The organism is Microcoleus sp. B3-D2, from assembly GCF_036705345.1.
GTDB lineage: Bacteria > Cyanobacteriota > Cyanobacteriia > Cyanobacteriales > Microcoleaceae > Microcoleus.
In genome coordinates this window covers 20991-34944 of sequence record NZ_JAUBUG010000071.1, presented here as the reverse complement: position 1 = coordinate 34944, position 13954 = coordinate 20991, and the positions used below count along the sequence as shown (strand labels likewise).

Annotated in this window: 16 protein-coding genes; 6 read left to right on the top strand and 10 right to left on the bottom strand. The window is 44.4% G+C overall.

Going from position 1 to position 13954, the window contains the following annotated elements; all coding sequences use genetic code 11:
* Positions 1-235, bottom strand: a 235-nt coding sequence (locus QUB14_RS22870; protein ID WP_333219595.1) for an IS630 transposase-related protein, incomplete at its 3' end; no start/stop codon positions are given.
* Between the two features lie 263 nt (positions 236-498).
* Positions 499-1479: an Npun_R2479 family HD domain-containing metalloprotein gene (locus tag QUB14_RS22865; RefSeq protein ID WP_333219603.1), complete on the bottom strand. Its 981-nt coding sequence runs from the start codon at positions 1477-1479 to the stop codon at positions 499-501.
* 285 nt (positions 1480-1764) lie between these two features.
* On the opposite strand from QUB14_RS22865, the gene QUB14_RS22860 reads away from it, so the two are divergent.
* Both QUB14_RS22860 and psbA read left to right on the top strand, forming a co-directional pair.
* Complete coding sequence (locus QUB14_RS22860) at positions 1765-3510, top strand: alpha/beta hydrolase (protein ID WP_333219601.1); 1746 nt, start codon at positions 1765-1767, stop codon at positions 3508-3510.
* A 197-nt stretch (positions 3511-3707) separates the two neighbouring features.
* Entirely contained in the window at positions 3708-4790 is a 1083-nt protein-coding gene (gene psbA, locus QUB14_RS22855; protein ID WP_242728607.1) for a photosystem II q(b) protein, read from the top strand.
* Positions 4791-5015: 225 nt separating this feature from the next.
* Here psbA and QUB14_RS22850 read toward each other — a convergent pair whose 3' ends face one another.
* The 7 genes from QUB14_RS22850 to QUB14_RS22820 form a co-directional block, all read right to left on the bottom strand.
* Positions 5016-5399: a GNAT family N-acetyltransferase gene (locus QUB14_RS22850; RefSeq protein WP_333219592.1), complete on the bottom strand. Its 384-nt coding sequence runs from the start codon at positions 5397-5399 to the stop codon at positions 5016-5018.
* Between the two features lie 376 nt (positions 5400-5775).
* Positions 5776-6150 carry a type II toxin-antitoxin system RelE/ParE family toxin gene (locus QUB14_RS22845; protein WP_333219590.1) on the bottom strand — a complete coding sequence of 125 codons (375 nt, stop codon included), beginning with the start codon at positions 6148-6150 and terminating at the stop codon, positions 5776-5778.
* Complete coding sequence (locus tag QUB14_RS22840; protein ID WP_333219588.1) at positions 6140-6385, bottom strand: type II toxin-antitoxin system RelN family antitoxin; 246 nt, start codon at positions 6383-6385, stop codon at positions 6140-6142. The genes QUB14_RS22845 and QUB14_RS22840 overlap by 11 nt, the downstream gene beginning before the upstream one ends.
* A 22-nt stretch (positions 6386-6407) precedes the next feature.
* Entirely contained in the window at positions 6408-6698 is a 291-nt protein-coding gene (locus QUB14_RS22835; protein ID WP_333219599.1) for a type II toxin-antitoxin system RelE/ParE family toxin, read from the bottom strand.
* A 5-nt stretch (positions 6699-6703) separates the two neighbouring features.
* On the bottom strand, positions 6704-6958 hold the full coding sequence (locus tag QUB14_RS22830) for a hypothetical protein (protein ID WP_333219586.1): 255 nt from the start codon (positions 6956-6958) through the stop codon (positions 6704-6706).
* A 121-nt stretch (positions 6959-7079) separates the two neighbouring features.
* Positions 7080-7274, bottom strand: coding sequence for a DUF4926 domain-containing protein (locus QUB14_RS22825; protein ID WP_333219584.1), 195 nt, complete (start codon positions 7272-7274; stop codon positions 7080-7082).
* Between the two features lie 6 nt (positions 7275-7280).
* A complete protein-coding gene (locus QUB14_RS22820; protein WP_333219582.1) occupies positions 7281-7496 on the bottom strand; it encodes a XisI protein in 216 nt (71 codons plus the stop codon).
* A 75-nt stretch (positions 7497-7571) separates the two neighbouring features.
* Between QUB14_RS22820 and QUB14_RS22815 the strand changes: the two genes are divergently transcribed.
* The 4 genes from QUB14_RS22815 (at position 7572) to QUB14_RS22800 (ending at position 13227) form a co-directional block, all read left to right on the top strand.
* Positions 7572-7712 carry a hypothetical protein gene (locus QUB14_RS22815; RefSeq protein WP_333219580.1) on the top strand — a complete coding sequence of 47 codons (141 nt, stop codon included), beginning with the start codon at positions 7572-7574 and terminating at the stop codon, positions 7710-7712.
* 254 nt (positions 7713-7966) lie between these two features.
* On the top strand, positions 7967-8692 hold the full coding sequence (locus QUB14_RS22810) for a toll/interleukin-1 receptor domain-containing protein (protein WP_333219578.1): 726 nt from the start codon (positions 7967-7969) through the stop codon (positions 8690-8692).
* 5 nt (positions 8693-8697) lie between these two features.
* Positions 8698-12687, top strand: a complete 3990-nt coding sequence (locus QUB14_RS22805; RefSeq protein ID WP_333219576.1) for an AAA family ATPase — start codon at positions 8698-8700, stop codon at positions 12685-12687.
* Between the two features lie 42 nt (positions 12688-12729).
* The gene (locus tag QUB14_RS22800; RefSeq protein ID WP_333219574.1) at positions 12730-13227 is read left to right on the top strand and encodes a hypothetical protein; all 498 of its coding nucleotides are present in this window, start codon (positions 12730-12732) and stop codon (positions 13225-13227) included.
* Positions 13228-13301: 74 nt separating this feature from the next.
* Here QUB14_RS22800 and QUB14_RS22795 read toward each other — a convergent pair whose 3' ends face one another.
* Positions 13302-13946: an NUDIX domain-containing protein gene (locus QUB14_RS22795; protein ID WP_333219572.1), complete on the bottom strand. Its 645-nt coding sequence runs from the start codon at positions 13944-13946 to the stop codon at positions 13302-13304.
* Positions 13947-13954: the final 8 nt, after the last annotated feature.

The following is a 13954-nucleotide window of genomic DNA, read 5'->3' as shown; positions in this document are numbered from 1 at the left end:
ATGAGTCTTGGCTTGCCTCACGAAATTTCTCCCAATCACTAATTTTATGACCGTTACCGTTTGGCTTATTAGGTAATGCTAAAAAGTCTCCTGTTTCGGTTTGTCGCTTCAACCATAAGCCGATTGTGTTGCAACTGATATTAAACAGTATACTCGCTTCACTAATCTTTAAGCCATCTAGTTTGATAGCTTGAATGACTTTCTGACGTAGGTCGAAACTGTAGGGTTTTGGCATGGGTCGTGCGATCGGGGCAGCATCCGAGACTACTTCCAGTTTACACCCTAACCGCCTTGGCGGTTGCTATAATTTCCGACAGGATTCGCCAGTCGACCAAAATTTTCGACTCTTGTTCAACCTCCCCGATTCATCTATGGAGTAAATTTCAAATCCTTCGACTGATTGAAAGCCGACCCTTCCGCCAAACCTATCACACAGAATTCTAAATTTTAAAATCCACTGACTCGCCTTTATAGCTGCAGAATTCGGCGCATAAATCATTACAAATTCAAGTCGGTAAAATCCCCAAATGCCTTCTTTTCCACGGACATGGGAGGTGGCAAATTCTCACTATTTTTTTCGCCGTTTAAGTTGCCATTGGCTCTGGATGTGGTTAATTCTTGAGCATTTGTCTTGTTGGAAGCGATCGGTTCAGCGTGTTCAACCTGAAATACGTTGGCGTAGAGGTTGGCAATAATCTGTTTGCCTCCCTGGGTCAATTCCAAATAGTTTAAAGCTGCTGGAATGTAAGGAAAAACTCCATTCCAATAAAACTTGGCGTAATTTTGCCGCAAATCTCCCGGAGACTTGTAGCCCAAGATTTTATTAGTGCCGACTTCCTCAAATTCGTAGAACAGGGCACTTATTTTTCGCAGGTAATTGGGGTCGCTCAACTGACCGATCAAATCGGCGGCTCTAGCGAGTCCAGAATAATTGTTTCTGTCTTGATGAGTTTCGCTAGCAGGAACTGGAAAGCGCGTCAATTCAATATTGCGTTTGATTTGTTCGGCATCAATTAATGTGTGCCCGCCGAAGCGTTCGTCAATTACAAGTTTTCCTCGATCGACATGATAAGGAGTTAAACTGGCAGAAGTTGCCCCGATCGGCACAGAAACCATGCCCCCGTCAATACCCGTAGCGTAGAGTCCCACAGCTTCTTGGTCTTGGCGGCAAACACCTTTGACGTAGCCGATATCGTGGCACAGCAGCGAGATCAGGTAGTGCAGCCAATCTTCCGGCGACACTCCCCCTTCGCGAATATGCTTGCCGCGGAGAATCTCTTGTCCCACCAAAGCCACGAGCATTGTGTGTTCCACATTGTGGTACAGAGCATCGCAGTTGGCGATATTTTCCAGAGCCATAGTCCCTGCCCAGGCGATAATTTCAGGGTAGTCAGGCTTATACTTGCCGTAGGTGCGACGGTAGCCGGCCTGCAACTCTTGCACAAAAGCGTCAATCAGGATAGCAGTTGCATTGAACATCATAAATTCTCTCACTCAGGCTGTAGTTACAAACTCGATCAAAAATATCTTGGATAGCTGAAAAAATAATCAATGGGCATTCCAGTAGGTTTGACCCCTCGGCGTGGAATTTTAAATTTCAGCTAGCCTTGTCAAATCAGAAAATTACTTTTAGGCTATGCTACCCACGATAACCTAATTTCCGAAGCATCCGAAGCAACCGATCGATTTTTCGGCATTAAATATTGACGAAACAATTTACCTCGTTTCACCGACTAATTATTAGAAGTCCTAGGTGTGAAAGTTATGAACTGTCTGTTTTCGAGCCTCTCCACTGCTGCCCTTCGCGCTCGGCGGTCGATCGCCCCAAAATACCTAGGATTGTTTGCATTCACTGCTGTTTGCACTGCCGCACCGGCAATGGGCGCCGAGCGAATTTACGTAACTTACGGGCCGCTAGAAGAATCAGTTCCCATCGAATCCCTGGCACTCTTCGCCAAAGAAGGCAAAATAGACTCGAACTTGGACGGCTTCGCTCAATACATCAAAGAATCTCAGCTAGCTGAGATTCGCAGCGCCCTGCAAGCGAAAGCTGAAATCAGCCAGGTGACGATCGCCCAATTCCTCTACACGCCTCAAGGAGAAGTGCTGCTGAAACGCTTGGGCCGAGTAATTCAAACCAAAGCTCGGCAGCCCGGATTTTATGCCATCCGAGCCGCCTTGATTTTAGCAGCCTCAGATCCAGAAGGTCTGACAATTCTCAACGTGCTGCGGAAATTCCCCACTTACGGCATCAGGATTGACATCGCTCGCGGCTTGGCTATTGGGAACGAGCTGACATCTCTGATCAACCGTTCCAATCAGACGATCGCCGGAGTCGCCCAGTTGTCCGAAGCACAAGCAGCCTCAGAACCCGTCATACCGCCCGCCGAAATGCTGCAGCCCCAGCTACCGGGCCCCTATACTTGGAAAAAATCATCGGTAACTCTGACGAGTCCAAATCGCCCTCGCACGTTTGATATGGACATTTACTTGCCACAGGGGAGCCGGCAACCGGCCCCAGTAGTAGTAATTTCCCACGGTTTAGGTTCCGATCGCATTTCCTTTCAATATTTAGCAAAACACCTAGCCTCCTACGGCTTTGCCGTCGCCGTCCCCGAGCACCCCGGCAGCAACGCCCAACAAATCCAAGACTTAGTAACAGGCAGAGCCAATCAATTAGCAGAACCAGGAGAATTTGTCAACCGCCCCCTCGACATCAAAGACCTGCTCGATTATTTAACCAAACTTTCCATAACCGATCCGGCCTACCAAGGGCAGCTCGACTTGCAGCGAGTTGGCGTCATCGGCCAGTCTTTCGGGGGCTATACCGCTTTAGCATTAGCCGGGGCAGGGATTAATTTTGCCCAGCTAGACAAAGATTGCGGACTCGAAAACGATACTTGGAACCTCTCCCTACTGTTGCAGTGCCGCGCCCGCGGACTAGATCGTAACCAATACAATTTCGACGACCCGCGCATCAAAGCTGCGATCGCCATCAACCCGATCGTCAGCAGCATTCTGGGAGAAACAAACCTCAGCAAAATCCAAATCCCACTCATGGTGATAGCAGGCAGCGCCGATACTGTCGCCCCCGCTTTCCTCGAACAAATTCAACCGTTCACATGGCTGACATCGCTCAACAAATATCTGGTATTGATGATTAACGGGACTCACTTCTCAACGATCGAGGAATCCCCTCAAAGCCTCTTTCTGCCACCAGCAGAGGCGATCGGGCCCGAACCAGCTTTAGCCCGCCGCTACCTCAGCGGACTCAGCCTAGCTTTCATGGAAAGCTATTTGAACAACAAATCCAATTTCCGCCCGTATTTGCAGCCATCCTACGCTTTAAGCATCTCCCGAGACACTCTCGGACTGAGAATTTTGCGATCGCTCACCCCGCAGCAACTCCAGCAGTTCAGGATTTCTCCACCTGCTCGCAGGCCAGTCTCTCCACCTGTCCTCGCTCCTGTTTCTCTACCTTCTCCACCTCCCATAGCTCCCGTTCGTTAGGGGTTGAGGTGCGCCGAAGAGCACGCTGGCATATCTTGTGGCGCCGGGGCGATCGCCCCTGTCTCTCCTTTCATCAGCTTTCCTAATCGCAGTCATCAGTTAAACTGTCGCTCAACCCCTTTACAAACCTTAACAACACCGTTAATAATATAAACATCATCCGAACATTGACAACCAAATACAGCAATCATAAAACCATGACAACAACCTTACAACAGCGCGAAAGCGCCAATGTCTGGGAGCGCTTCTGCGAGTGGGTAACAAGCACAGACAACCGCATTTATGTAGGTTGGTTCGGCGTCTTGATGATTCCCACCTTGCTGAGCGCCACCATCTGCTACATCATCGCCTTCATCGCTGCCCCTCCAGTGGACATCGACGGCATCCGCGAACCAGTTGCAGGTTCCTTGATGTACGGTAACAACATCATCACAGGTGCAGTTGTTCCCTCATCCAACGCCATCGGCTTACACTTCTACCCAATCTGGGAAGCAGCTTCCCTCGATGAGTGGTTGTACAACGGCGGCCCTTACCAATTGGTAATTTTCCACTTCCTGATCGGTGTATTTTGCTACATGGGTCGCGAATGGGAATTGTCCTACCGCTTAGGTATGCGTCCTTGGATCTGCGTCGCTTACTCTGCACCAGTTGCAGCAGCCACCGCAGTATTCTTGATCTACCCAATTGGACAAGGTTCTTTCTCTGACGGTATGCCCTTGGGTATCTCCGGCACATTCAACTTCATGATCGTGTTCCAAGCCGAGCACAACATCCTGATGCACCCGTTCCACATGTTGGGAGTTGCTGGTGTCTTCGGTGGTAGCTTGTTCTCCGCCATGCACGGTTCTTTAGTTACTTCTTCCTTGGTTCGTGAAACAACCGAAACCGAATCGCAAAACTACGGTTACAAATTCGGTCAAGAAGAAGAAACCTACAACATCGTTGCAGCCCACGGCTACTTCGGTCGTTTGATTTTCCAATACGCTTCATTCAACAACAGCCGTTCTTTGCACTTCTTGTTAGGTGCATGGCCAGTAGTCGGCATCTGGTTTACCGCTTTGGGTATCTCCACGATGGCTTTCAACTTGAACGGTTTCAACTTCAACCAATCGATTATCGACTCACAAGGTCGTGTCATCAATACTTGGGCTGATGTGATCAACCGCGCTAACTTGGGTATGGAAGTAATGCACGAGCGCAACGCTCACAACTTCCCTCTCGACTTGGCTGCAGGTGTTACCACTCCCGTAGCAATGGTTGCTCCTTCCATCAACGGCTAAGTTTTAGCTTTTGATTGACAAAAAGCGCTCCTAGTAATAGGGGCGCTTTTTGTTTGGAGAAAAATATTTTTACTGCGAGGATGGGAAGTATAGCGGCCGCCAAGGGAGTTAAATCGAGCTTATTTGAGAGGGCAATTCGCGGAGATAACAGTTCCCTCGCTTCGGGTAATTCCTGTTAGGCTGGATTGAGTTCGGCTTCTGCTTGGAGACTCACTCATCATAAATTCAAGTTTCTTTAAACATCACAATAATTTCATAATTTTCTAGATAGAGAAATAGGTCAACTTGCAAATTTCCTATTTGTTCAAATCCCTGTTTTTGGTGAAACATTAGGGAACGAGTATTAGCTATTGGCTGGGTAACAATAAACAGCGAAATAAATGAATTGGGAAAAAATTGATAAATTTCTTTATACATAAATCGAGCAACACCTCTACCCATCCAATCTAACTTTGTTGCTACTCTTTCGATATAAAAATGCCTATCGCTTGTGACTCTTTTCTTAAAGACCTCATCTTTCCAGATAATTTTATCCAACATTTCATCAGATATTTTGGGTTGTGATATAGCCACGAATCCCAGAATTTTCCCATCGGTTTTAGCGGTCACAAAATATCTGCATGAATTATTTAAGCTTTTGACAATCTCATCTTCAGTAATTTGTGTTAGCAAAAAGCCGCGATCGACGTATTTTGACTGCGCGCATGAGAATTGTGAATATTGACGATCGCCTGTATGTCCTCTCGATCGACTTCCTTGGGCAGCAAGACTATTAACAAGTCTTACTGTAGGTCTATTTGCACTCCTCCTGCGATCGCAAATAGCTTCCAGGTAGCCTCGCAACTGCCACAGTGTTCCCCAACAAATCGAATAACTCAACGCTATAACCTGTTTCTAGCCCCTCAATGTGGGTGAAATTCTACTTAGCCGTATATTAGTTTTTCAAGTAGATACTTGGACTCGATCGAGTTCAAAAATTCTTGATTCATAATTCTTCTGATTCTGGAAATTGTTGCTCATATTGGGCGAGAATTTCTCGAACTGTTTCGGCGGCGATGTCTGATAGGTCTGATTTAGAATAGATAGTCACCAAAACGATCGAATCGCTAGTTTTGAGGTAATAAATAGCACGGTAGCCAGCGCTTTTGCCTTTTTGAATGTCGCTGTTCTTAATTCTGACTTTGAAAATTTCGTACTCCATTCCCGGAATGCGATCGCCCGGAAGTTCCCCCGCTTGAAGTTGTTCGATTACAGGCTGAATGTCGTTGCGAATGTTGCGATAGCGTTTGGCTAAACTTCGCAGGTCTCGTTGAAATCGGGGGGTGACTTCAATTTGAATCGGTTGCGGATCAATTGTCATCGATTCCGTCCCACAGTTGAGACAAGGGGAGAGTTTGTCCGGTAATTGCCTCATGGAAGCCTTGCTGAAGCCCTTCGAGGACAGTTTCAGTGGGGTCATCATCCGGATCGATGTCAGTGTCTTCGGGCACTAAAACAATAATCCGAACGTGGCTGTGGCTTACAATAGCAAGGGGTCGATCGATACAAAGCATCCCTCGATCGTCAATGTTTCCGGTGGTTTCAATGGCTTTCATAATATAAGAAACTCGATACAGTTCACTCAGAGAATAAATTTTCTAAATCTCGGTAGCCGCTAACAACCCGCAGAACTTCAATTCCTGCTTCGATCGGACTGTAGAAAATGAGGTAATCATCGATCGGGAAACTCCGTACATTTTCCATTAACTCATCGCGATTGCGTCCCATACTCGGAAACTGCGAGAGAGTTTGACACTTATCGTTAATTCTGTCCAGGAAGCTTTCTGCTGCATCAAAACCGCTGCGATCGGCAATATAGTCCATAATGCTTTCTATGTCTCGACTTGCCGGAACTGTAAATCTACAAATCCGATTTATATATCTGCTTGCGTGCGACGTTGTTGCAGCTTTAAGCGCAAACTCCGAAACATATCTTCAGCATCAATTACTTCACCTCGATCGGCCGCATCCATTCCCAGACGAATTTCTTGTTGCAGTTCTTTGAAGCGTCCTTTATAGATATGTTCCCATTTATCGGACTGCAAGAATTTGATGAAAGCTAAGACTTCTTGTTGCTGGTCTGGCGATAAGACCTTCACATTTTCCAAAATGGCTTGTTCGACGCTCATAATTATCCCTTTTTTTGATTGCTATTCTACAATCTACTAACCAGATTATATCAAACGGGTTGCCCAAGAGCAATTCGGGGGTGAGTTCAATTTCGATCGGTTGTGGATCGGTTGCGATCGCTCAATTAAATCGCAAATAACTTCCAGGTAGTGTGGCAACTGCTGCAATGTTTCCCAACAGCTCGAAGAACTCAACGCTATAACCTGTTTCTAGTCCCTCAACGTGATGCTGTTCTAAAACTGTACCGATCTCGCCGGTATAAAGTCCTTCTTCTGGAAGGTTGCACAGCAAGATGACATCTGAATAAAGTTTCATGAAGTGCTAAGAAGCTACTGCAAAATCCGTGTATTGCCGCATTCCAGGCTCGTGAAATGCCAACACAATATCTTCCTTGGGAACTCCTGCACGCACCAAATCCGTTGCACTCCCATCTTCTGTCCAGTCTTCCTCGATCCAGAATTTACCATCGCGAAGGCGAACGTAGACAGTCATCCCGGTAATGCGATCGCCCTTTTGCCAGCCCAGATTCATCCACATATAATTACCGTTTTATTCGTCGGTAATTAAGAATGTTTCCTCGCCATCCGCGCCAAGCCTGCATTGCAAGCCCGCATGAGCGAACTGCTCGATCGCCATAAACATGGTATGCTCGATCGCTCGGAAGAAGTCGAACTCGATCGATACTTGCTCCTAGAACATTGGGTGCGTTTAGCCAAAGCTCATGCTTATAAACACTTACAGACAGCAGCATGAGTTCCGAAATGGCACTACCCGTCTTTCTAAAAGCTGTTTTCTTGCTTTTTCAGTAAGCCCTAATTATAATCAAAGTGTCAATGTCGATTGTAAAGAGTAGATTCAACCATTTTACATAAAAAAATTCAGCGCGTAGATAAAGGATTCGATCGATTTATTGGGGAGATATCAACGGGAATATATCGGGAAAACCCTGATTTAAAACTGTTGTTAATTTCGGAACAATGATATTGCATACTGCAACAAATAAAAGTATGAAAGCATTTATAAGTCATAGCAGTGTAGATAAACCATTTGTCGAGCGTCTGGCAACAGATTTACGCACCCGCGAAGGAATTGATGCTTGGTTAGATAAATGGGAAATTCTCCCTGGTGACAAGATACCTGAGAAACTTGAAGAAGGTCTTTCTAGTGCGGACATTTTTATTTTGGTACTGTCACCGGAAAGCGTCAACTCTCAGTGGGTTAGCTACGAGAAGGACGCATGGTTGACTGCACAAGTAAACGAGGAAGTAGCCGCTAAAAAAGAGTCGCGTACCCCCAACCGCCGCTTGATACCTGTCCTTTATAAAGACTGTGAAAAGCCATTTTTTCTCCAATCTTTTTTACACGTAAGCATAAACGACCAAAACTATGAGGATGGTTTTCAACAACTTGTCAGAGGTATTCGGGGTGAGTCTGGCAAGCCACCTCTCAAGGGTGAGACTACGGCTACACCTGTTTCTCCATTACCTGAAGGACAATTTGACTCCGGTGTTGCGCCGAGAATACTAGCTTTTAATCTGCTCAAAAGCCTCTTAACATCGCAGTTTGACGAAGTTATTTTCCGCTACGATATAGACGAATCTCAACTACCAACGAATGTGGCACAAGTGCAAAAGGCTACAGATGTTATTAAATTTGCCAGTCAAAAAGAAGGAGGGTCTCTTTCAGGATTGCTAGATGCTATTTATCAAGTTGCTCCACATTTGAGGAAGTAGGCTGAATGGCCGATCGAAATGAGCTATTAAACCACCTTAAGAAGTTGAGTCCTGCTCAATTTGAGGAAGTGTTGTTCCGTTTAAACATTGACCTCTCGATTATTCCAAGCCCTTGGGCAGAGCAAAGCCTTAGAGCTATCAGAGTCATCCAAAGGCTCGAGCAAGAGCAGGATGGACTCGTTCGCCTAGAAAAAACGCTTGCTGAACCCGCAATCTCAATCGTTGGCAAGCAATATATCGGATATGAGATTGAAGCTCAAGTAAGGCAAATTGTCAGCGATTACACCCAACAGCCATTTGAGGGACGCGAAGAAGAAAAGCGTCAACTAGATGAATTTTTGACAAACAATTCTAGTGGCGTGTTGTTGGTAACGGCTGCTGCTGGCTTTGGGAAATCAGCTCTATTATCTCACTGGCAAAAGACGCGACAGGATGATTTTTTTATTGCCTATCACTGTTTTAGCAACCGTTACGAAAAAACGCGATCGGTTTCTGAAGCCTATCGCCATTTGCTGAAGCAACTTTATTATTATTACAAAATCAGGAACGGGCAGTACCCGAATGATGAGTATAGGATGCGGGATATTCTTGTGGGGATGCTGCGCGAACCTGTTTCGGAAGATGGCAAACGCCTAGTGATAGTTTTAGACGGGTTAGATGAAGCAGACAAAACTTTTGAGCCGTTTTTTACCTCTCTATCTGCTGGTGTATTTGTCATTGCTTCAGCACGAGCCGAGAAAGGGGAGAAGCCAGAATACCTGCGTAATTGGACAGATAATGCCCAGATATTGCCCCTTAAACGGCTACCTTGTGAGGCAATTCCTAAGTGGCTAGAGCAAATCAGCGAGTTAGCTACTTATTCGCAAGATGAGGATTTTGTCACAAGACTGCATAAGACAACGGATGGATTGCCGCTCTACCTACGTTATCTCCTTGATGATTTGAGACAGGCGGCAATAAAACGTCAGGATGTGCAAGCGGTACTTAAAGATAGTCCAGGAGGCTTCAAAGATTATGTGAAAGAACAGTTTCGGCAACTGGCAAAAATAAAGGAGATAAAGCGGCAACCGGAAGTGCAGGAATTGTTCGCCTTACTGTCAGTAGCACTGGGAGCGCTATCAGAGCATGATATTCAGCATTTAACCAGTCTGACTGTATGGGATTTGGCAGATTTACCCTGGCAGGCAACACGGTGGTTCAGTATTCAAGCAGGTATCTACAGCTTTGCTCACCCATTACTCGCCCAAGAGTTTTGCGGTGTGCTAGGGCCTCAGGCTTCCTCGGCTGAAGGCAAGTTAATTGAATACTGTGCTAAATGGCAGAAAAAGCCTAGTGATTATGTGTTGCGGCATTATGCCGAACACCTGAGAAAAGCGAAGCGCTGGGAAGAGTTGTATAAACTCGCACGGGATGAAGAGTTTGCATCTGCCCAATTGCAACAATTACTTGATGAACCCAATCTATCTTTGAAAACGGTGCAAACTGCTTTGCTGGGTGCTGCTGAGGAAGACAACCCAGAGATAATGGCTGAGTTTTTGCTATTACATGCACGGCTTGTTGATTCGCCAGAATCACCACTAGAGGCGCTACGATATCGCAGTTTAGAAAGAGCATGGAGACTGGCAGATCGATTGGAAATTGAACGCTGCATCCTGTGGTATTTGCTGCTGACGTGGGAGTTGAATGATGAGGGCAAATTAGAGCAAGCACGGGAGACTTTGGATAGATTGCAGCAGAAGAATTTGCCACGTTTTCAAATAGGGGCCACCCATTGGCAAGGTGATTATGCTGCTTATCTTCTAGCCCATATTTTTGAAGTAAATGAGGAAGCCTGTATTGCTTTGCAGCAGAGGCTTTTTCAATATATGACTCGCTACCGACTTTGCCAAATTCTCATCTATCGCGAAAGATTTCAAACGGCGCTGAAAATTGCGGAAGGAATTCTTTTAGAACTTAAGCAGTGGTATCCATTACGAAATATATTAAAAGCGCAGATAGAGAAAGGAAATACTCAAGAAACAAAATCTATCTTGGCAAAATCCCTTGAGATTACTAGGAAAACCTTTCCGAGTCAGTTTTGGCTATGGGGGATGGGTGATGTAGCTAAAGCACAAATGGAAGTGGGACAGATGGAGGAAGCAAAAGCGACCTTTGCCGAAGCTATTGAAACTGCTGAGAATTTAAAGGCAAAGGCTGGAACGAATATCTTGATTGCGATAGCAAATTTACAGGCAGATGTAGGATTATTTTTGGATGCCCGCGAAACGCTGCAACGTATTGATATGCAAGGTGCATCCGCAGCTTCCTGGATATCTCTTGCCGATGTACAAGCAAAAATTGGGGATAAAGAACAGGCAATAACTTCACTGAGTCAAGCGAAACAATTAGCCAGAAATAATGAGGACAAAAACTCCTTTTATCATATTCTTAATACCATAGCCAGCAAGCAGCGACAAATGGGTCGATTGGCAGAGGCACGTGAGACTATTGAAGAACGTGCAAGTCTTGAACCTTTTAACCAACAGCACGATCCGGCTGAAATATTTGAAAAAATTCAAGAAGATCGAGACTCAGCACTGTTGAAAACCGTGCAAGAACAGTTAGCAGCAGGACAATTGGAGGAAGCACTTAAAACTAGCAGTGACATTCAAGAACAAAGTACACAAGAGGATGCTGCGGTAGAAATAGCCAAAGCATACGCTCATGCTAAAAAATTTAGTAATGCGATCGAGATTGCTAATCAACTATTCAATCAAGTCAAAAAGGTTGAACTTCTACAGTCTATCGCTACAGTAAAGCTACAAGCTGGCCTAGTCCAAGAATCACGAGATACATTGGCAATGGGAATCAAAATTTCATTTGGTTCTGAGCTTTCATATCAACAAGCTTTGGCTTTAATAAATTTGGCAGATTTGCTTATAGAAAATCATCACAACAAGCAAGGTATAGATTATGCTAATGATGTCTATAAAATTTCCAGTCAAATTCATAATTTGAAAGACAGAGTAAATATTCTAGCATTATTAGGAGAAGTATACACTAAAGCAGGTCAAAGAAATAATGCACAAGATATCTTCACTGAGGCGATTGAGATTATACAGACGGTTGAAAAGCAAAATTCTCCCAATTCTGTTAAGGTGTCTGTTGTTAAACTGTTTAAAACAATAGGTATAGCACAGGCAAGAGCAAGAGAGTTTAATGGTGCTTTAGAGACAGTACAAAAAATTGAAATTATTGGTCGTAAAGCCCAGGTACTTAAAACACTAGCACAGGTACACCCAGATGCAGAACAAAAGGAAATATTAAAGACAGCCCTTGCGACTATTTATGAAGATGCTCTCAGTTCTTTTAGTTTGGTATTTGACCATTCAGCGACAACTCTAAGTTCCATAGCAGTGGCTCAAATGGCACTTGGAGATAGAGAAGTAGCATTAGCTATTTTTTCTGAAGCCCTTGAGATAGTCACAGAGGAGACAACCCAAGCAATCAAGACAAATCCAGACTCACTTCTATCAAGAATAGCAGCAGACCAAGCAGAGGCAGGAGAGATTACTCTTGCCCTGGAAAATGTTAACAAAATTGAGGATAGATTGGAACAAGTAAGAACACTCTATGAGATTGCTGCATTTCAAGGGAATAAAGGAGACAAAGAAGAGATATTGAATACACTTAATGCTGCTCTTAAAGCCCAAGAAAAAATTACAGATGAAGACAAGCAACTTGAAGCAATTGAGCTGATTGCTTACATACAGGCAATGGCAGGACAAGTGGAAAAGGCATTTCGTACAGCAGCAAAAAAATTAACTAACCGTCATCAACTATTGTGCAATATTGCTACTATCCTTGACCAAATTCAAGACAAAGATAACTTCAAAAAGCTGTTAATTTCCTGTGCTTACTCCTCCGATACTGCCTATAAAATGTGTACTATTCTAGCGAGGCTGTATCCTGAAAAGGCAGAATCTGTCGCTGAGGAAGTAAAAAAAATATCTTGAATTAAATCGATAAAATAGTAAATCTATAAAAGGAATAAACCAATGCCAAAACAAGACCCTGCCAAATTAAAAAAAGTATCTGTAAACCTTCCCTTCGGCATCGGTGGCGCAGAGTGGGAAGCTGATGTAACCGAACGAAAAGCAGCATGGGCGCTTTATGTGGAACTGGTAACTCGCATTACTGTAGAATCGCTTCAATCCGACCAAGGACTGTTACGGGAAGCTCTAAATTCGCTCTACAAAATGTTTGAGATTACACGTCAAATTCTCAGAGAAGCTGGCCCTGATGTAGGCATATCATATAACTCTGTTGGCGGAATTGCTATTGCTGTACTCAATCAAGGTTTGCGTCCATTTCTGTCTAAATGGCATCCTTTACTACAGGCATGGGAGGCACAGTGTTCCCCCAATACTGGTCCTAAAGAACATGAAAAAAACTGGTCACAGGAGCCTCAGTTGCGTCAAGAATTGCGATTACTTAGTGAAGAGTTAGATGAATATGTTAAAGCCTTGGCACAAATTGTAGGAGTAAAAAAATAATTTTTTCTATTTCTTGAAATTTATCATCTGTGTTCTAAATCATTCTTTCGTACAGACTCACACTGCACATATTTTTAAAAAAGAATGTTTCTGAGCTTAAAATATCCGATCTGGCAAGCTGAATAATCGCATTTACTCAAATAGTCAAAAGGATGCCATTCATTTTTACTGATGGCTTCAAAGAAAGAACCATCTTGCTGTGCAGTATGGGGTTGTATATCGCTGACATCAGCATAGTACATATAGCAAATTTCGTTCGTTTGAGTGCCAACAATATATTTACCTAACGGCACAACCTGAACAGAAAACCCAGATTCTTCATCTACCTCTCTGATTGCTGCTTTCTCTGGTGACTCGCCCGCCTCTATCCCCCCAGTAATGGGGCAAGGATAGAGCGGAAGTTCTTCATTTAGATCGGAACTATCGATACAGAGGGGTTGCTGTCTAATGAGGACTTCATATTCTATTTCCCTTCCAGCAACATTGCTTTTTCTGACTAAGAATATAGCTACTGAGTCTTTTCCCTTTCTTTCCAAGTAATGAAATCCCCTGGCAGTTTGCTTCACAGTAATCCAGTTGGTCGTAAAAATATTTTTTTCGTGGCTCATTTTACTGATTCCCAACTTACCTAAAACAGCAGAAGTCCCGCGCCTAACCGATATAGTACCGCGATCGAAAGCTTTAACGAGGAATAGGTAATTGGCGGCTGTAACAGCCATTACCCATT